Here is an 18326-nt window from a genome sequence, read left to right as displayed (position 1 = left end):
CCGCCGGACGGATCCTGTGGAGGGCGGGGCGGTCAGGCGGGGAGCCAGTCCGGCAGCGGCTCGCGGGCGGCGAGCCAGCCCTCGGGGACGCCGCCCGGCGTGCCGACCCCGGCGTACGCGGCGACCACCCCGCCGACGATGGCCGCCGTGGTGTCGACGTCCCCGCCCGCCTCGACGCAGACGCGGATCGCGGCCGGATAGTCGTCGAGGTGGGTGGCGGCCACCCAGAGCGTGAACGGGACGGTGTCCTGCGCGGTCACCCGGGAGCCGTTGCCGAGCGCGTCGGCGGCCACCGCCGCCGAGTGGCCGAGCAGCGCGACGGCCCGGCGTACGCCCCGGTGCAGCTCGCCGCCCGGGTCCAGCGCGCCGGCCACCGCGCCGAGCAGCCGGGCCGGCTCGGGTCGGCCCCCGTCCAGCCGGGCCCGGGCGGCGAGGGAGGCGGCGACCGCCACCGCGACCGCACCGGCGATCCCCTCCGGATGGGCGTGGGTCACCTCGGCGGAGGCGCGGGCCTGGTCGGCGGCGCGCCGGGTCGAGTCGGCGTACCAGGCGCCGAGCGGGGCGACCCGCATCGCGGCGCCGTTGCCGCAGGAGCCCTGCCCGTCGAACGCGGACGCGGCGGCCACCGGCCACGGCGTACCGGTGCGGATCATCCGCAGGATGACCACCGCCCCCGGGCCGTAGCCACGGTACGGCTCGCAGCGCTCGGCGAAGGCGAGCGCCAGCGCGTCCCGGTCGACCCGTCCCGCCTCGCCCAGCGCGGCCACCACGGAACAGGCCATCTCGGTGTCGTCGGTCCACTGCCAGGGCGGCGCCGGTAGCCGGCCCGCGGCGAGATCGGCCGGGCGCCGGCCCGGTACGAAGAACTGGGAACCGAGCGCGTCACCGACCGAGAGGCCGGCGAGGGCGTCCCGGGCGAGCGCCAGGCGGGTGTCGGGGAACAGCGTGAACGTCATCGTCGTCCCAGCTTGCCCGGTTCCCTCAACTGCCGCAACGCGATCAACTTGCCACCCCGAGTACCGTCTTGACGTGGCCACCGTGCTCCTGGTCGAAGACGATCACGTCGTACGCGGCGCGATGTTGCGGTCCCTCACCGACCGGGGGCACGCCGTGCACGCCGTCGGTACGGCGCTGGACGCACTGCGCCGGGTCGCCGCCGAGACCCCCGACCTGGTCGTGCTCGACCTCGGCCTGCCCGATCTGGACGGCTCGGACGCGCTGCGGATGCTGCGCGGGATCACCGACGTGCCGATCATCATCGCCACCGCCCGGGACGACGAGCAGTCCGTGGTGCGGCTGCTGCGGGCGGGCGCCGACGACTACATGGTCAAGCCGTTCACCGGGGCCCACCTGGATGCCCGGATCACCACCGTGCTGCGCCGGGCGGGCCGGGCCAGCCGTACGGTCCAGCCGGCGGTGCACACCGTCGGCGGGCTGCGGATGGACGTGGGTGAGCGCAGCGCGGTGCTGGACGGGCAGCCGCTGGCGCTGACCCGCAAGGAATTCGACCTGCTGGCGTATCTCGCCGCACGTCCCGGCCGGGTAGTGTCCCGGCGGGAACTCTTGGAGGAGGTATGGCGGCAGCCGTCGGTCGGCGAGGACCAGACAATCGACGTTCACCTCTACTGGCTGCGCCGCAAAATGGGCGAGTCCGCGGCGAAGCCGCGCTACCTGCGCACCGTGCGGGGGGTCGGCTTCCGGCTGGTGGCGCCGGACTGAGGCCCGCGCTGGCCTGGCTCACGGCCGGCATGTGCACCCTCGTCGCGCTCGCCTTCCTCATTCCGCTCGGGCTCACCCTCGGCGACCAGTCGCGGCACGACAAGCTGGCCGACGCGGCCCGACGCAGCGCCCTGGTCACCGGCGCGCTCGCGGTCAGCACCGACCCGGAGGTCGTCCAACGCGCGGTCGCGGCCAGCGACGACGACCCGGCGCTGCGGCCGGTCGTACACGGCATCGGCGGTGACGAGTCCGGAGGTCACGCCGACCCTGCCGCGCTGGCCCGGGCCGGCGCCGACCGGCGGTCACTGGTCACCGACGTGCCCGGCGGCGTGCTCCGGCTGGACCCGGTGCTGCTCGGCGACAAGGTCGCCGTGGTGGAGGTCTTCGTCCCCGACCGGGTGCTCGACGAGGGTTCCGGCCGACGGTGGCTGCTGCTGCTCACGGTGGCGGCGGCGCTGGTCGCGGCCGTGGTGATCGTGGTCGACCGGGTCGCCGCGCGCGCCGTGGACGCCACCGGCGAGCTGGTCAAGGCGGCCCTCGCGATCGGCGACGGCGAACTGGGCGTGCGGGTCGAGCCGACCGGCCCGCGGGAGCTGGCCGAGGCCGGGCACGCGTTCAACCGGATGGCGGAGCGGCTGGTCGCGCTCCGCGCCGACGAGCGGGAACTCGTCGCGGACCTGTCCCACCGGTTGCGTACGCCGCTGACCGCGCTGCGGCTGGACGCCGAGGCGCTGGAGTCCGACGACACCAGCATCGGGACGTTCAGCGCGGCGGAACTCGACCGCCGGCGCGGCATCCGGCGCATCCGTCAGGCCATCGTCACCCTGGAGGGCGAGGTCGACCAGCTGATCAAGACCACCCGCAAGGCGGTCAGCCAGGAGACCGGACCGGCGACGTGCGACGTGAGCGAGGTGGTCCGGGAGCGGATGGTCTTCTGGTCGGCCCTCGCGGGTGACCAGAACCGGCCGCATCGGGTCGTCGGGGCTCAGCTACGCATCCCGGCGCCGGTGCCCCGGGCCGAGTTGGCCGCCGCGCTCGACGCGGTGATCGGCAACGTCTTCCGTTACACGCCCCAGGGCACCGCGTTCGAGGTGGCGGTCAGCCGGCGGGACGGCTGGGTGGCGATCCGCATCGACGACGCCGGCCCGGGCATCGCCGATCCGGATCGGGCGCTGTGCCGGGGCGCCAGCGACCAGGGTTCCACCGGGCTCGGGCTCGACATCGCCCGGCGGGTCGCGTTGCAGGCCAACGGGTCGGTCAGCATCGACCAGGCCCGGCTCGGCGGGGCCAGCGTGGTGATGTTGCTGGCCGACCCGGAGGCGACGCCCCGGCAGGTCAACCGGTTCGGCCTGGTCGGCCGGATGGCACGGGACGGCCGGGAGCACAAGAGCCGCCGCCTGCCCCGGCCGCGCTGACCTCGCCCGGCCTTTGCTGTGGCCTGGCGCAAGTCTTCCTTAGATCTGGGTTAACAACCGCCACGCCGGCCCGACCGGCTGTCAGGATCGCTTCCGAACCCATCAGTTCCGTCGGTCGGAACGCCCCGGTAACACCCTCGACCGACGGGATCAGTGCGCGCGGCGGGAGTCCTCGGTCCCCCACACCTTGCTCCCGCCGCGCGCCACTCCTCCGCCTCGCCGCCTCCGGGCCATGCCCGGCCGTCCGGCGCGGGTCGGCCCGGTCAGGACACCGGACCCGCCGGGTACACCTCGGTCACCCGGCACTCGCCAGGTACGCGTCGATCTCGCCGCTGATCCGGGCCTTCTCGACCGGCTCCAGGAAGGACGCGGTGACCGCGGCCCGGGCCAGCCCGGCGAGCCCGTCCGGACCGACACCGAGCAGCCGGGCCGCGACGGCGTACTCGTCGTTGAGGGTGGTGCCGAACATCGGCGGGTCGTCGGAGTTGATGGTGACCAGCACCCCGGCCTCGACGAGCTGCCGCAGCGGGTGCTCGTCGAGGGTCGCCACCGCCCGGGTGCGGACGTTGGAGGTGGGGCAGACCTCCAGCGGGATCCGCCGCTCGGCAAGGTGGGTGAGCAGCTCGGGGTCGAGCGCGGCCGAGATGCCGTGGCCGATCCGCTCCGCACCCAGCTCCCGCAGCGCGTCCCAGATCGTCTCCGGGCCGGTGGTCTCGCCGGCGTGCGGCACCGAGCGCAGCCCCGCGGCCCGGGCCTGGTCGAAGTACGGCTTGAACTGCGGTCGCGGCACCCCGATCTCGGGGCCGCCCAGGCCGAAGCTGATCAGCCCGTCCGGCCGCTCCTCCAGCGCGATCCGCAGGGTCTCCTCGGCGGCCGGCAGCCCCGCCTCGCCGGGGATGTCGAAGCACCAGCGCAGCGCGATGCCGAAGTCCGCCTCGGCCCGCTTGCGGGCGTCCTCGATCGCCTCGCAGAACGCCGGCGCCGGGATCCCCCGGTTCACGTGCGAGTACGGCGTGACGGTCAGCTCGGCGTACCGGACCTGCTGGCGGGCCAGTTCCCGGGCCACCTCGTGGGTGAGCAGCCAGACGTCCTCCGGGTCGCGGATCAGGTCCACGACGCTGAGATAGATCTCGATGAAGTGGGCGAAGTCGCGGAACGCGAAGTAGTCCGCGAGCGCCTCCGGGTCGGCCGGGACGGGGCTGCGTCCCTCGTGCCGGGCGGCCAGCTCGGCGACGATCCGGGGCGAGGCGGAGCCGACGTGGTGCACGTGCAGCTCCACCTTGGGCAGTCCGGCGATGAAGGCGGACGGGTCGATCACTGGTCACTCCTCAGCGCGGGCGCCGGTGCGGGCCACCGCGAAGATCCGGCGGAACGGGAAGTACACCTGACCCTGCCGCACCGGGTACTCCTGCGCGAGTCGGATTTCCAGCTCGGCGCGGAAATCGGCCCAGCCGGCCGGATCCAGCGCGGCCCGGACCGGGCGCAGCGCCGTACCCTCCATCCAGGCCAGCACCGGGTGGTCCGCGCCGGCGGCGGCCGGGAGCAGGTGCACGTAGGTAGTCTCCCAGGCGTCGACCGCGCAGCCGGCACCGACCAGCAGCGCGGCGTAGTCGACCGGATCGTCGACGGGCGCCTCGCGCAGCAGCGGGGCTACCGTCTCCCGCCACCGGTCACGCCCGGCGACCGCACGCAGCGCCCGGTGCGACGGGGCGTCGAAGTTGCCGGGGACCTGGACGGCCAGCCAAGCGCCGGCCGGCAGCGTGGCGGCCCAGCGGGTGAGCAGCTCCCGGTGGCCGGGCACCCACTGGAGCACCGCGTTGCAGACGACCACGTCCACGTCCGGCTCCGGGCGCCAGGACCGTACGTCGCCGACGGCGAAGGTGGCCGGAGTGTCCAGGGCGGTCGCCCGGGCGATCATCTCCGGGGACGAGTCGATCCCGCTCAGCCGGGCCTGCGGCCACCGCCCGGCGAGGGTGGCGGTGAGCGTGCCGGGGCCGCAGCCGAGGTCCACCACGGCTCGGGGGCGTTCGGCCGGGACCCGGGCGACCAGGTCGTAAAAGGGGCGGGAGCGCTCGTCGCCGTAGCGCAGGTAGGTGGTCGGGTCCCACATGACAGCCTCCAAAACCGTACGTACGTTTTGCTAAACGGTACGACCCGGCGCGCCCGCCGGCAAGCCGATCACTAAGCTGCCGGGATGGAACAGCGCAGCTTCGACCGGCTGGGCCGGCACGTGGGCATCGTCGGACTCGGCGCCTGGCAGCTCGGCGGCGACTGGGGCGAGGTCAGCGAGAGCACGGCCCTGGACGTGCTCGCCGCCGCGGTCGACGCCGGCGTCTCCTTCCTGGACACCGCGGACGTGTACGGCGACGGGCGCAGCGAGCGGCTGATCGGCCGGTTCCTGCGCGAGCGCCCCGGGCACGGGCTGACCGTGGCCACCAAGATGGGCCGGCGGGTGCCACAGACGCCGGAGGCGTACACGTTGGACAACTTCCGGGCCTGGACCGACCGCTCCCGGGCCAACCTTGGCGTGGACACCCTCGACCTGGTGCAGCTGCACTGCCCGCCCACCGAGGTCTTCGCCGACGACCGGGTCTTCGACGCGCTGGACACCCTGGTCGCCGAGCGGCGCGTCGCCGGGTACGGGGTCAGCGTCGAGACCTGCGACCAGGCGCTCACCGCCATCGCCCGGCCCGGCGTGGCCAGCGTGCAGATCATCCTCAACGCGGTCCGGCTCAAGCCGCTCGACCGGGTGCTGCCCGCGGCGTCGGCGGCCGGGGTGGGCATCATCGCCCGGGTGCCGCTGGCCAGTGGTCTGCTCTCCGGCCGGTACGACGAGCACACCACCTTCCCGGCGAACGACCACCGCAACTTCAACCGGCACGGCGAGGCCTTCGACGTCGGCGAGACGTTCTCCGGGGTCGACTACGACCTCGGCCTGGCCGCCGTACGCCGGCTCGCGCCGCTGGTCGGCGACGGCCGGACGATGGCCCAGTTCGCGCTGCGCTGGATCCTCGACCAGCCCGGCGTCACCGTGGTTATCCCCGGCGCCCGCGACGCCGAGCAGGCGCGACGCAACGCCACCACGGCCGACCTGCCGCCGCTGTCCCGGGCGGAGCTGGCCGCCGTCCGCGAGACGTACGACGAGCTGATCCGGCCGCAGGTACACGAGCGCTGGTGATCCGGGCCCGGGGGCCGGTCGGCGCGGCGCCGTCGCCGGTCGGCTCCCGGGGGCATGCTGGAGTCAGGTGCCCGTCGGTGGAGGGGGAACGATGAGGGGTTGGTTCCGGCTCACCCTGGGGCTGCTGGCCGTCGTGCTGGGGGCGCTCTGGACCGTGCAGGGGCTGGGTTACGCGGGCGACAGCGTGATGACCGGCCATCGGATCTGGGCGGTCGTCGGCCCGGTCGTCGTCCTGATCGGACTCGTCACGCTCTATTTCGGTCTGCGGGCCCGGCGCGGCCGTGGCTGAGGTCGAGGATCACCGGTGAATGCGGAAAGCCCCGCCTCCCGGAACGGGACGCGGGGCTGCGCGGCGACCGGCGTGGGCCGGCGCCATGCTCAGATGGGGCGGACCTGCTCGGCCTGCGGACCCTTCTGACCCTGGGCGATCTCGAACTCCACCCGCTGGTTCTCCTCCAGCGTGCGGTAGCCGCTGGTCTGGATGGCCGAGAAGTGGACGAACACGTCAGCACCCCCGCCATCGACGGTGATGAAGCCGAAGCCCTTGTCAGCGTTGAACCACTTCACGGTTCCCTGCGCCATGTGTATCTCCTTCTAAAACTGGCGGCCGAGCACGCCGTGCGGCCGATTGGCCGTTTTCGAGCAGCGGCGCCTGAGGCGGCCCCCGGTAAAGGAGACTTCTCTCAACCCACGCGTCTCTCAACAGCGTGAGACAGCAAACCACGTACGCAAAAACTCTGCACAGCCTACCCGACGAAATTCTCCGACATGTGACCTGAACGGTCGCGACGGGTCCACTGGCCGGGTCGGCGGGGCCATGCGAAAGACCCCTTCCCGCGGCGGGAAGAGGCCCTGTTCGCGCGCGGGATCAGTCGGGCCAGTGCCCGGTGAGCCGGCGTACGCTGATCGCCCCGCCGCGGTCCACGGCGGCCCGGACGACCGCGAAGATCGCGCCCTGCAACGCGGCGGCGGCCAGGATCTCGCCCCAGCGCCGGTTCTCGTCGGTGGCGCTGGGCGCCTCCCCGTCGCCCGCCGTGACCCGCCAGACCTGCCGGAAGATGACCCCGGCGACCGTACCGGCGGCCAGACCGAGCAGCACCCCGACCGGCTTGTACGCGGCCTTGCCGACCTTGTTGCTCACCTGTGCCTCCCACGGACGATCAGCAGCACCACCACGGTCGCCACCGCGCCGGCCGCGACCACCGCCCACGGTATCGGGCCACCTCGGACCGTCGCGCCCTTCCCCTGGGCCTGTGCCCGGGCGAGGCGGGCCTTCCCGGCCGCCTGCTCGCGGGCGAACCGGGCCTTCCCCGACGCCTGCCCGCGCACCCGGGCCATGGTCTGGGCGGCCTGTTCACGCATCCGGCCCTTCGCCTGCGCGGCGGACTCCCGCAGCCGGGCCTTGACATCGGCCCTGGCGGCCAACAGCTCCATCGTCTCACCCAGTTCGACCCGGGTCCGGCGGATCTCCTCGCGGAGTGCCTCCACGTCCCCGGTCCCGTTGCCGCTCATGACCGCCTCCCGTCCCTCATCGCGGCGGTGACCGTGTCGACGTCCGCCCGTACGCTGCGGACCGTCGCCTCGGGCACGGGTGGGACGGCACGGCTCACCTGTCGCTTGCCGACGAGGGCGAGGAGCCCGGCGAGCAGGAAGAGGGCCACCGACACGATCAGCGCGGCCAGCCACGCGGGCAGCACCAGCGCCAGCAGCAGGATCACCGTGGCGACCCCCGCGCCGGCGCCGAAGAAGGCCATCATCCCGCCGCCGCCGAGCAGACCGATTCCGATCCCCGCCTGCTTGCCCTTGCGGGTCAGTTCCGCCCGGGCCAGCGCCAGTTCGTCCCGCACCAGGCGGGTGGCCTGCTCGGCGGCCCGTTGCACCAGTTCCGTGGTGGACGGCTCGTTCCCGGTCCGGGACGTGCTGCGACTTGCGACGTCAGCCATGCTGTCCTCCCTTCCTCATCACCGCGCTGTATGCCCGGAGTCACCGCCCGTCAATCCTGTGCGGAGCGGTCACGCCCGGCCGCGCACCACCGGACGCCCGGCCGCCCGAGGCGGACCGGAACCGGGGCGTGCGCAGCAGATCCCCCGAAATCGGCGGAACAAACGCAGCCGACGCGAATGTCCCGCGACGGACGACGGCGACCGGCCCGACAGCGCGACCGGCCCGACGGATCGCGGTCCCGACCGGCGTCACGCCGTTCCCGGCACCCCGACCGTCGCGCAGCGTTCCGGGTGGGTGACCTGGCGGCACGATCTCCCGCCGGGGCGGACTTCCCGCTCAGCCGTTCGGGTTCCGGGCCACCCGCACCGCGACCTGCTGGTCGGTGAGGCTGTCCAGGGTCACCTGGAAGCCGCCGGCCTCGGTGGCCTGCTGGCCGAGGGTGAGCGAGAGCCGTTCCCCGGCCACCTCCACGGTGACCTGGTCGTCCTGGACCCCGACCAACTTCGCCTCGACGCCGAGAATGCTGGCGCGGGCCTCGACACCGCGGTCGAAGGTGACCGTGCAGGCGTCCAGGCCACAGTCGGTGGAGGCACCCTCCGAGCTGCATCCGGCCAGCAGCGCGGCACCGAGCGCGAGGCCGGCCAGCAGGCCGGCGGCGCGGCGGGTGGAGGTCGACGAGGGGGAAAGGCGTCGGTTCGTCACCCGGCCAAGGGTACGAGGCGAGGAGGTGGACCGATTGCCGGCCGAACCGGACCGGCCGGCCGGCTCCGGGGAGACAATGGCCCGGTGAGCTTCCTGGTCGAGGAGAACCCCGCCAAGCGCCGCTTCGAGATCCTGGTCGATGACGCGCTGGCCGGGTTCACCGCGTACCAGCCACGCGGCGGGCTGCTGGTCTTCACGCACACCGAGGTGGACCAGCGCTACCGGGGCATGGGCGTCGGCGCGGCGCTGGTCCGGGGCACCCTGGACCAGCTCCGCGAGCGTGGCGACCGGCTGGTGCCGAAGTGCCCCTTCGTGGCGGCGTTCATCGAGCGCCACCCCGAGTACGCCGACCTGGTGGTCGCCGAGCCGTGAACCGCCGCCGGGCCGCGTGGCGTCGCCTCGCCGAGCGGCCGTTCACCGTGCGCCGGTGAGGAGTTCGGCGGCGGCGTACCCGGCTGCCCGGGTGGCGCCGTGGGTGGCCAGGTGCACCGCACCGGTGACCAGCTCGGGAACGCCGAGTTCGACCACCACGGCGTCCGGGCGGGCCGCCAGGGCACGAGCCACCGCCTCCCGCATCCAGTGGTGCCGGTGCAGGTCCCGCACCACCAGCACGAGGGGGCGGCCGGCCGCCGGGGCAGCCGGGTCGACGACGACGTCGTCCGCGGCGTACCGGACGGTGGTGGTGCCGGGCACCAGCTCGGTCAGCGGAGCGGCGATCCCCCACGGGGTCTCCGCGCCGATCGCGATGTTGCGGGGCGGGACGAACTCCACCACGTGCGCCGGGCCGGCCAGCGGCAGCAGCCCGGCCCGGCCGGCGACCACCCGCAGGGCCCGGCGGGCGGCGGCCAGCCCGACCGCCGATCCGTCACCCGGGCGGGCGACGGCCGGCCGGCCGGCGCGGGTGGCGACGGTCCAGGCGGCGAGCTGACCGACCCGCTTCGCCGCCTCGGCCAGCCGCTCCTCGGGCAGTTGGCCGGCGAGCACCGCCGCGACGATGGCGTCGCGCAGCTCGATCACGTCCGCCTCGGTGGCCCGCTCACCGCCCACGCAGATCGCGTCCGCCCCGGCGGCGAGGGCGCGGACCGCCGCCCCGGCGAAGCCGTACCGGTCGGTGACCGCCCGCATCTCCACCGCGTCGGTCACCACCGCCCCGGGGAAGCCCAGCTCCTCGCGGAGCAGGCCGCCCAGGACGCGGGGGCTGAGAGTGGCCGGCAGTTCCGGGTCCAGCGCCGGCACCAGCAGGTGCCCGGTCATCACCGCCTGCGCCCCGGCGGCCACCGCGGCCCGGAAGGGGGCCAGCTCGACCGCGTCCAGCCGGGCCCGGTCGCCGTCGATGCGGGGCAGGTCGTGGTGGGAGTCGACGTGGGTGTCGCCGTGCCCGGGGAAGTGCTTGGCGCAGGCGGCCACCCCGCCGGCCTGGAGCCCGCGCACCCAGGCGGCGGTGTGCCGGGCGACCAGGGCCGGGTCGGCGCCGAACGAGCGGACCCCGATGACCGGGTTGGCCGGGTCGGAGTTGACGTCGGCGTCCGGGGCGTAGTCGAGGGTGATCCCGAGGGCGGCCAGCTCGGTGCCGAGGTCGCGGGCGACCTCCTCGGTCAGGCGCTCGTCGTCGATCACGCCGAGGGCGAAGTTGCCGGGCCGCGAGCTGCCCCGGGCCGACTCGATGCGGGTGACGTCACCCGCCTCCTCGTCGATCGCGACGATCACGTCGGGCCGCTCGGCCCGCAGGACCGCGGTGAGGGCGGCGACCTGGTCGTGGTCGACGATGTTGCGGGCGAAGAGGACCACGGAGCCGAGCCCCTCGCCGAGCCACCGGCGCACCCAGGACGGCGGGGTGGTGCCGACGAACCCGGGTTGCAGGACGGCGGCGGCGAGAGCCGCCAGGTCTCCGGTCGCTCCCGAGATTCGCTCGCTGCGCTCGCTCATGCGTTGTCGTACCCCCGTCTTTCCCCACGGCCGGCCGCCTGCGGCGGTGCTGCCATTGTTCACACCACACCCGGAAATAGTCAACAATCCTTACTGTTAGCGCCTGGCGCACCCGGACCGGCCGTGCGAGAGTGCGAGCATGTCCCCCACGCTGCTCGCCGACGCCACCACCGCCGCGGACATCCCCGGCGTACGCCTGCTCGGCCTGGTGGTCGGTGGCCTGCTCCTGCTGATCGCGATCCGCGCGATGTTCCGCCGCTGATCGCACGCCGCGCCGGCGTTCGGGCCGCCACCTTCCCGGGTACGGCTGTCGTCAGCCGGACGGACGTCCGGCCACGGACGCGGCGAGGGGGAGCGATGCGGATCGGCTATTTCCTGTCCAGCGAGGAGTACGCCCCGGCGGAGTTGCTGGCGCAGGCCCGTGCCGCCGAGCGGGCCGGGTTCGCGGCACTGTGGATCTCCGACCACTACCACCCGTGGGTCGACGCCCAGGGCCAGAGCCCCTTCGTCTGGTCGACCATCGGGGCGCTGAGCCAGGTCTGCTCGCTGCCGGTGACCACGGCGGTCACCTGCCCCACGGTGCGCCTGCACCCGGCGCTGATCGCCCAGGCGGCCGCCACCAGCGCCGTCCTGCACTCCGGCCGGTTCGTGCTCGGCGTCGGCAGCGGCGAGGCGCTGAACGAACACATCCTCGGCGGCCCCTGGCCGCAGACCGACGTCCGGCTGCGCATGCTGGAGGAGGCGGTGGAGGTGATGCGCAAGCTGTGGCGGGGCCGCTTCGTCAACCACTACGGGGAGCACTACACCGTCCAGCACGCCCGGATCTACACCCTCCCGGACACTCCCCCGCCGATCTACGTCTCCGGCTTCGGCCCGAAGTCCATCGACCTGGCGGCCCGGATCGGCGACGGCTACATCAGCACCCGACCGGACGCCGACATGGTCCGCCGGTTCCGGGACAACGGCGGCGGCGACAAGCCGTGCCAGGCCGGCTTCAAGGCGGCGTACGCCGACAGCGAGGAAGAGGGCGTGCGGCTCGCGTACGAGAAGTGGCCGAACGAGGGCCTGCCGGGCGAGCTGGCCCGGGTGCTGGCGTCGCCGCGGCACTTCGAGCAGGCCGCGCAACTGGTGCGGCCGGAGTCGATGAAGGAGTTCTTCGTCTGCGGCAACAACGCGGACGCCCACCTGGAGATGATCGACAGGTACGCCCAGGCCGGTTTCGACGAGGTCTACGTGACGAACACCGGGCCCAACTGGCAGGGCCTGCTCGACCTCTACCAGCGCGAGGTGCTGCCCCGGCTGGGTTGACCCGATGCCGCCTCAGGTCCACCACGTTAGCCTGACCCGGGCACCGACGTGGTGCCCGTCGACAACGACGACCAGGCGAGAGGGGCTTGATCGTGATCGAGCAGCCGGCGTACACCGGGTTCGGTTTCTCCGACGAGGAGTGGGGTCTGCTGGTCGGACTGCCGCAGTCCGTCGTGAACGCGGCGAGCGCGGCCGAGTCCGACGGCACCCGACGCACCATGGCCGAGAGCGCCGCCGGGCTGGAGGCCATCGCCACGGGACGCGAGTCGGCGAGCCCCCTGGTGGCCGCCGTGGCCGGTGAGGTCGTCTCGCGGGTGGGCGACCCGGAGATCGGCGCGGAGCTGCCCGTCGTCGCGCCCGCCGACCCGCAGGCGGTGATCGACGACGTGCTCGACCGGGCCACCAAGGCGTCAGCCCTGCTGGCCGGCAAGGTGGACGAGGGACAGGCGGGCGCGTACCGGCACTGGCTGGTGGAGATCGCCGATCAGGTGGTCGGCGCGGCCCCCAGCGGCGGCATCCTGGGTCTCGGCGGCGACGTGGTCAGCGACTCGGAGCGGCGCTTCCGGGACCGGCTCGCCCGGGTGCTGAACGACTGACCCCGGATCCGCACACCCGGGCAACAGAAGTGATCATGGCCGTCGATGACGGATGCCCGACGCCCCACGGCTGCCGCCACGCGCGCCCGTGGGGCGTCATCCGCGATTAGGACGAGCACAGGGGCCGGCAATGGACGCAACGCTGAAGCGACAGGTCTTCGACACGGCGCCCGTGCCCCCGCGCGACCGGTTCGGGGCATGGCTGGACATGCTCGCCGCCACGCCCGCGCTCATGCGGATCCGCACCGAGCACGCCGACGACTTCGTCGCGCGGGCCGAGTTCCTCGACCTGGGACCGATACAGCTGGTCCGCCACCGCTACCCCTCGCTGGACGGGATCCGGACCCGGAAGCTGATCCAGCGCTCCGAAGCTGACTACTACCTGCTCGCGCTGACCCTGACCGGCACCGGCATCGCGGACCAGGACGGGCAGCGCGGCGTCTGCCGCCCCGGCGACTTCACCTTCTACGACTGCGCCCGCCCGCAGGAACTCAGCCACCACGGCGACGACAACAGGCGGGAATCCGTCAGCTCGATCGTCGCCTTCGTCCCGTACGACGCGCTGCCCCTGCCCAACCGCCGGCTCGCCCCGCTGTTCGCCGGCCGGATGTCCGGCACCGAGGGGATCGGGGCGCTGCTGTCCAACTACCTCATCCAGCTCACCGGCAATCCCGAGCAGTACCACGCCGTGGACGCCGAGCGGCTGGGCGGGGTCGGTCTGGACCTGCTCTCCACCATGCTCGGCCGGCATCTGGTCTCGGTGGACGCGGTGCCCACCGAGGTACGCCGGCGCGCGCTGCTGGCCCAGGTGCGCGCCCACATCCGCCAGCACCTGGGCGACGCGGCGCTGACCCCCCAGCTCATCGCCGAGGCACACCACATCTCGGTCCGGTCGCTGCACCGGCTCTTCGAGACGGAGGAGACCACCGTCGCGGCGTACATCCGGGACCAACGCCTGGAACGCTGCCGCCGCGACCTCACCGACCTGGCCCTGCGGGACCTGCCCGTCCAGGCGATCGCCGCGCGCTGGGGGTTCCGGGACAAGGCGCACTTCAGCCGGGCGTTCCGGGCCGCGCACGAGGCCACGCCACAGGCGTACCGGGCGCAGCACCTGGAACGGGCACGCATCGTCAACACACCGGCGTCCCTGGTCAACCCGGAGCCGACATACTGATTGCGGGCCAGGCCGGGAGACCGACACGACCCACTGGTATCGGGGGACCGCGGCGAGGCGTCCGCGACCCTTCCGTCGCGGACGGCCGCCCGGTGCCGACGCCGTTTCGTGCCAGCGTGGCCGCCACCGGCCGCCCACGGCCACCCGAACCCCCGACCCCGTCGTGGTCTCCCCCAGCACTGACGGCGGGGTCGGTCAGCTCTCCTCCTCCAGCAGCACCAGCACGGCCTTCTCCACCGCCTCCCGCGGCATCTCCGGCTCCACCGGGGCCAGCACGCCGTCGTGGTAGAGGTCCACCACCCGGGGGTCGACGTAGGACGCACGCGCCACCGTGGGCGTGTTGCCGAGCAACTCGGCGACCGAACGCATCACCCCGGCCACCGTCCGTTTGCGGGCGGTAGCCGACCGCTGCGCGCCGACCGTCGCCAGCTCGGTGGCGGCCAGCACGGTGGCGTGCCAGGTACGGAAGTCCTTGGCGGTCATCTCCCCGCCGCTGGCGTCGCGCAGGTAGTCGTTCACCTCGTCGCTGCGGACGTCCCGCCAGGTGCGGCCGTCCCAGTAACCGAAGAGCCGCTCCTCGGCCCGCCGCCGGCGGCGCAGGTTGGTCAGCACCCGACACAGTTCCGGGTCCTCGATCCGGCGTATCTGCTCGACGCCGCCCTTGGCCGGGAACTCGAAGACCACGCAGCCGGCCCGGGACCGGGCGTGCTCGGGGCGCAGGGTGGACACCCCGAACGTGGGGTCCTCGCCGGTGGCGTACTGGTCGTTGCCGACCCGGAACGTGCCCATGTCGAGCAGCCGGGCGACGGTGGCGAGGACCCGCTCCCGCCGCAGCCCGCGCAGCGCCAGGTCGTGGTCGACCCGGTCGCGCAGCGCCGGCAGCCGGTGGGCCACCTCCAGCACGTGGTCGAACTTGGCCTCGTCCCGCTGCTCGCGCCAGCGCGGATGGTAGAGGTACTGCTTGCGCCCGGCCGCGTCGATGCCGGTGGCCTGGATGTGCCCGTTCGGGTACGGCGAGATCCAGACGTCCCGCCAGGCCGGCGGGATGACCAGGTCCCGCAGCCGGGCCAGCTCGTCGAGGTCGCGGACCGGCTCGCCCTTCGGATCGACGAAGAGCCAGCCCTTCCCGCGCCGCCGGCGTCCGTACCCCGGCCGGCCCGGATCGCTACGCCGTAACCGCACCGGAGACCCGCACCGCCCGTTCCGCCTCGTCCACGGCGGCCAGCACCTCGTCGACCGGGATCGCCGCCAGGCCCGGGTGGGCCCCGCCGGCACGGTCCCGGTCGAGCGGCACCCGATGCGCGGCCCCGAGCACCCGGTGCCGGGGGCGGTCCGCCGGCGGCCCCCAGTGCGCGGGCGGCACCGGGCCGAAGAGCACCACCGAGGCGACGCCGTACCCGGTGGCCAGATGGGCCACCCCGGTGTCGCCGCTGACCACCAGCCGGGCGTCGGCGACCAGCGCGGCCAACGCGGCCAGGTCGGTCCGGCCGGCGAGCACGGCGTCCGGCGGCAGCCCGGCCGCCCGGGCGACCCGTCGGGCCAGATCCCGCTCGTCGGCGGAGCCGGTGAGCACCACCCGGTGTCCCTGGGCGGCCAGCGACCGGGCGAGCGCCGCGAAGCGCTCCGCCGGCCAGCGCTTGGCGGGGATCTTGCTGCCCGGGTGCAGCACGGTGGCACCGGCCGGGAATCCGGGCGCCGACGGGCGGCGCAGCGCCAGGTCGCCCGGGTCGGCCGGCAGGCCGTACCAGTGCAGCAGCCGGCACCAGCGGCGGACCTCGTGCTCGTCGTCGTCCCACGCCGGGCCGTCGGGGGGCCCGGCGTCGGGGTGGGCGAACGCCAGCAGCCGGCCGGGCCGGGTGGCGGCGAGCATCCGATGCGACCGTGGACCCCGGCCGTGCAGGTTGACCGCCACCTCGGGCGGCGGGACCGACCAGGTGGCCCGGTCGGCCAGCCCGTCCGTGGGCAGTACCCGGTCGACCGCGCCGACCAGGTCGACCAGCGGCGCCAGCCAGGCCGGCGCGGCCAGCACCAGCTCCCGGCCGGGGAAGCCGGCCCGCAGGCCGCGCAGCGCCGGCGCGGCCGTCGCCAGGTCGCCGACCCCGAGCGCCCGCAGCACCAGGATCACGGGTACGACGACTCCTGCTCGGCGCAGACCACCATCTCGCGTACGGCGCAGCCGCGCGGCTGGGAGAGCGCGAACATGACCGCGGCGGCGGTGTCGGCGGGCTCGTTGAGCACGGCGTCCGGTCCGGGACGGTACTGCGCGTCCCGCGCATCGAAGAAGGCGGTGCGCATCCCGCCCGGAATCAGCAGGGTGACGCCGACCGTGCCGGCCAGCTCGGCGGCGAGCGCCCGGGTGAAGCCGACCACCCCGAACTTCGCCGCGCAGTACGCGGTGGCGTCGCTGACCGCCTTGACGCCGAGCGTGGAGGCGATGGTGACGATGCTGCCCCGGGACGCCTCCAGGAAGGGCAGGGCGGCCCGGATCACCGCCGCCGTGGCGAGCAGGTCAACCGTGACCACCCGCTCCCAGGTCTCCGCGGGGACGTCGGCCAGTTTCCCCGGCACGTCCACACCGGCGGCGGTGACCACGGCGTCCAGGCCACCGGAGCGTTCCGCCAGTTCGCGGGTGGCCGCCTCGGCGGCCCGGGTGTCGGCCAGGTCGCACTCGACCCAGGGCACCCCGTCGCCGGGCCGCTGCCGGTCCAGCACCAGGGGACGGCCCCCGGCGCGGGCCACCGCGACGACCACCGCCGCACCCAGCCCGCTCGACCCGCCGGTGACCAGGACGGTCGGGCCGGCTCCAGGTTGACTGCTGCTCATGCCACCCCCTCGCTCCACTCGGCGCTGCGCTGATGGTTCGCTCGCTGACGCTCGCTCACACCGTCCCCTCGCTCCGCTCGGCGCCGGCGTGAGACCGCACGGCGCTGCGCTGATGGTTCGCTCGCTGACGCTCGCTCACGCCGCCCCCTCCGCCGCCGCCGCGATCATGTCGGTGGTGGAGCGGCCGTCCAGGTACGGCACGACCACCGTGTGCCCGCCCCACCGGGCCAGGATCTCCGCCTCGGGGAGGGTCTCCTCGCCGCCGCCGGTGGCGTAGTCACCGCCCTTGACCCAGATGTCCGGGCGCAGCCAGGACAACGCCGCGTGCGGGGTGGACTCGTCGAAGACCAGCACGGCGTCCACACAGCCCAGCGCGGCGAGCAGCCGGCTGCGGTCGCCCTGTGGCACGACCGGCCGCCCCGGTCCCTTCAACCCGGCCACGCTGGCGTCGGAGTTGAGGCAGACGACGAGGCAGTCGCCGAGCTGCCGGGCCGCCTGCAGGGTCGCCACGTGCCCGGCGTGCAGCAGGTCGAAGCAGCCGCCCGTGGCGACGACGGTGCCGCCGGCCGCGCGTACCTCGGCGACCACCGCGCCGGCGGCGGCCGCGCCGATCCGCGCCCCGCCGCCGGTGACCGTCGTCGGCGCGGCGGCCCGCACCGGGGCGGGCAGCGCGGCGGCCACTCCCCCGCCGGCCACGTACGCGGACGCCTCCGCGACCGCCTCCTGCACCGCCTCGGAGACCAGCGCGCCCCGGGCCAGGGCGAGGGTCGCCGACGCGGCGAACCGGTCCCCGGCCCCGCAGGTGTCCCCCTCGGCACTGGTCGGGGCGGGCACCACCAGCGGGGTGGATCCGGCGTGGCAGAGCAGCGCCCCGTCCCCGCCCAGGGTCACCGCCACCGCGCCGGCCCGCCAGCGCTCGCGCAGCGCCTGGGCGCTGCGGGACGCGGTGACCAGCCGGGTGGCCTCCGGCCGCACCTTGGCCAGCTCGCGCGCCTCGGGCTCGTTGGGGGTGATCAGGTGCGCCCCGGGCACCGCGGTCGGGCCGCGCGGGTGCGGATCCCAGACCACCGGGGCGCGGGTGGCGGCGAGGGCGGCCCGCAGCGCCGGCTGCCGCGCCACGCCCCGGCCGTAGTCGCTGACCAGCACGGCGGAGGCGCTGGCGAGCAGCCGCAGCACCGCCTCGCTCGGCTCGCCGGGTGGGCTGGCCGGCCCACCCCGGTCGTGGCGCAGCAGCACCCGGCCCCGGGCCCGCAGCCGGACCTTCTCCGGCGTGGCCCCGGGCAACGGCAGCGCGTAGAGCTGCACGCCGGCGGCGGCGAGCAGGGTGCCGAGCCGGGCCCCGCCCGCGTCGTCCGCGACGGCGGTGACCAGTGCGACCTCGGCGCCCCCGGCGGCGGCGAAGACGGCGGCCAGGCCGGCGCCGCCCGGGCGGTCGGCGTACGTGCTCTCGTCGAGCACCGGCACCGGGGAGTCCGGGCAGAGCCGGTTCACCACGCCCTCGACGTCCCGGTCCAACAGGATGTCACCGAGCACCACCACAG

Annotated in this window: 22 protein-coding genes; 9 read left to right on the top strand and 13 right to left on the bottom strand. The window is 74.7% G+C overall.

The window, feature by feature from the left end; translation table 11 throughout:
• Positions 1-32: 32 nt before the first annotated feature.
• Positions 33-956 (bottom strand): ADP-ribosylglycohydrolase family protein, encoded by a 924-nt coding sequence (locus GA0070604_RS09350; RefSeq protein WP_091117365.1) that lies wholly within the window; start codon positions 954-956, stop codon positions 33-35.
• Positions 957-1029: 73 nt separating this feature from the next.
• On the opposite strand from GA0070604_RS09350, the gene GA0070604_RS09345 reads away from it, so the two are divergent.
• Positions 1030-1719 (top strand): response regulator transcription factor, encoded by a 690-nt coding sequence (locus GA0070604_RS09345; RefSeq protein WP_091117363.1) that lies wholly within the window; start codon positions 1030-1032, stop codon positions 1717-1719.
• A gap of 29 nt (positions 1720-1748) precedes the next feature.
• Positions 1749-3134, top strand: a complete 1386-nt coding sequence (locus tag GA0070604_RS09340; RefSeq protein ID WP_091117360.1) for a HAMP domain-containing sensor histidine kinase — start codon at positions 1749-1751, stop codon at positions 3132-3134.
• A 295-nt stretch (positions 3135-3429) separates the two neighbouring features.
• Here GA0070604_RS09340 and GA0070604_RS09335 read toward each other — a convergent pair whose 3' ends face one another.
• Positions 3430-4452, bottom strand: a complete 1023-nt coding sequence (locus GA0070604_RS09335; protein ID WP_091117357.1) for an adenosine deaminase — start codon at positions 4450-4452, stop codon at positions 3430-3432.
• 3 nt (positions 4453-4455) lie between these two features.
• Entirely contained in the window at positions 4456-5244 is a 789-nt protein-coding gene (locus tag GA0070604_RS09330; protein WP_091117355.1) for a trans-aconitate 2-methyltransferase, read from the bottom strand.
• Positions 5245-5328: 84 nt separating this feature from the next.
• On the opposite strand from GA0070604_RS09330, the gene GA0070604_RS09325 reads away from it, so the two are divergent.
• A complete protein-coding gene (locus GA0070604_RS09325) occupies positions 5329-6312 on the top strand; it encodes an aldo/keto reductase (protein ID WP_091117353.1) in 984 nt (327 codons plus the stop codon).
• A 91-nt stretch (positions 6313-6403) separates the two neighbouring features.
• Entirely contained in the window at positions 6404-6601 is a 198-nt protein-coding gene (locus GA0070604_RS09320) for a hypothetical protein (protein WP_091117350.1), read from the top strand.
• An 89-nt stretch (positions 6602-6690) separates the two neighbouring features.
• Here the strand turns inward: GA0070604_RS09320 and GA0070604_RS09315 are convergent, their stop codons facing one another.
• The 5 genes from GA0070604_RS09315 to GA0070604_RS09295 all read right to left on the bottom strand — a co-directional run bounded on the left by GA0070604_RS09315 (position 6691) and on the right by GA0070604_RS09295 (position 8958).
• A complete protein-coding gene (locus GA0070604_RS09315; protein WP_007075740.1) occupies positions 6691-6894 on the bottom strand; it encodes a cold-shock protein in 204 nt (67 codons plus the stop codon).
• Between the two features lie 286 nt (positions 6895-7180).
• Positions 7181-7453 (bottom strand): DUF4235 domain-containing protein, encoded by a 273-nt coding sequence (locus GA0070604_RS09310; RefSeq protein ID WP_091117347.1) that lies wholly within the window; start codon positions 7451-7453, stop codon positions 7181-7183.
• A complete protein-coding gene (locus GA0070604_RS09305) occupies positions 7450-7824 on the bottom strand; it encodes a DUF3618 domain-containing protein (protein ID WP_091117344.1) in 375 nt (124 codons plus the stop codon). Before GA0070604_RS09305 ends, GA0070604_RS09310 begins: the two co-directional genes overlap by 4 nt.
• Positions 7821-8255 (bottom strand): phage holin family protein, encoded by a 435-nt coding sequence (locus GA0070604_RS09300; RefSeq protein ID WP_091117341.1) that lies wholly within the window; start codon positions 8253-8255, stop codon positions 7821-7823. Before GA0070604_RS09300 ends, GA0070604_RS09305 begins: the two co-directional genes overlap by 4 nt.
• 337 nt (positions 8256-8592) lie before the next feature.
• A complete protein-coding gene (locus GA0070604_RS09295; protein ID WP_091117339.1) occupies positions 8593-8958 on the bottom strand; it encodes a hypothetical protein in 366 nt (121 codons plus the stop codon).
• 84 nt (positions 8959-9042) lie between these two features.
• On the opposite strand from GA0070604_RS09295, the gene GA0070604_RS09290 reads away from it, so the two are divergent.
• Positions 9043-9330, top strand: a complete 288-nt coding sequence (locus GA0070604_RS09290) for a GNAT family N-acetyltransferase (RefSeq protein ID WP_091117337.1) — start codon at positions 9043-9045, stop codon at positions 9328-9330.
• 42 nt (positions 9331-9372) lie between these two features.
• Here the strand turns inward: GA0070604_RS09290 and GA0070604_RS09285 are convergent, their stop codons facing one another.
• On the bottom strand, positions 9373-10884 hold the full coding sequence (locus GA0070604_RS09285; RefSeq protein ID WP_091117335.1) for a glycoside hydrolase family 3 protein: 1512 nt from the start codon (positions 10882-10884) through the stop codon (positions 9373-9375).
• A gap of 139 nt (positions 10885-11023) precedes the next feature.
• On the opposite strand from GA0070604_RS09285, the gene GA0070604_RS33890 reads away from it, so the two are divergent.
• From GA0070604_RS33890 to GA0070604_RS09270, 4 genes are all read left to right on the top strand, one after another.
• Positions 11024-11146: a hypothetical protein gene (locus tag GA0070604_RS33890; protein WP_279615678.1), complete on the top strand. Its 123-nt coding sequence runs from the start codon at positions 11024-11026 to the stop codon at positions 11144-11146.
• Between the two features lie 95 nt (positions 11147-11241).
• Positions 11242-12192, top strand: a complete 951-nt coding sequence (locus GA0070604_RS09280; RefSeq protein ID WP_091117332.1) for a TIGR03557 family F420-dependent LLM class oxidoreductase — start codon at positions 11242-11244, stop codon at positions 12190-12192.
• A 92-nt stretch (positions 12193-12284) separates the two neighbouring features.
• A complete protein-coding gene (locus GA0070604_RS09275) occupies positions 12285-12788 on the top strand; it encodes a hypothetical protein (protein WP_091126997.1) in 504 nt (167 codons plus the stop codon).
• A gap of 130 nt (positions 12789-12918) precedes the next feature.
• On the top strand, positions 12919-13962 hold the full coding sequence (locus GA0070604_RS09270; protein ID WP_091117330.1) for an AraC-like ligand-binding domain-containing protein: 1044 nt from the start codon (positions 12919-12921) through the stop codon (positions 13960-13962).
• 195 nt (positions 13963-14157) lie between these two features.
• Here the strand turns inward: GA0070604_RS09270 and GA0070604_RS09265 are convergent, their stop codons facing one another.
• From GA0070604_RS09265 to GA0070604_RS09250, 4 genes are all read right to left on the bottom strand, one after another.
• A complete protein-coding gene (locus GA0070604_RS09265; protein WP_091117327.1) occupies positions 14158-15144 on the bottom strand; it encodes a DNA topoisomerase IB in 987 nt (328 codons plus the stop codon).
• Positions 15128-16087 (bottom strand): glycosyltransferase family 9 protein, encoded by a 960-nt coding sequence (locus GA0070604_RS09260; RefSeq protein ID WP_091117324.1) that lies wholly within the window; start codon positions 16085-16087, stop codon positions 15128-15130. Before GA0070604_RS09260 ends, GA0070604_RS09265 begins: the two co-directional genes overlap by 17 nt.
• Positions 16084-16785 (bottom strand): SDR family oxidoreductase, encoded by a 702-nt coding sequence (locus tag GA0070604_RS09255; protein ID WP_091117321.1) that lies wholly within the window; start codon positions 16783-16785, stop codon positions 16084-16086. Before GA0070604_RS09255 ends, GA0070604_RS09260 begins: the two co-directional genes overlap by 4 nt.
• Before the next feature lie 135 nt (positions 16786-16920).
• On the bottom strand, positions 16921-18321 hold the full coding sequence (locus GA0070604_RS09250; RefSeq protein WP_377593415.1) for a PfkB family carbohydrate kinase: 1401 nt from the start codon (positions 18319-18321) through the stop codon (positions 16921-16923).
• Positions 18322-18326: the final 5 nt, after the last annotated feature.

Source organism: Micromonospora eburnea (genome assembly GCF_900090225.1).
GTDB lineage: Bacteria > Actinomycetota > Actinomycetes > Mycobacteriales > Micromonosporaceae > Micromonospora > Micromonospora eburnea.
This window is presented reverse-complemented; position numbering and strand designations above follow the sequence as displayed.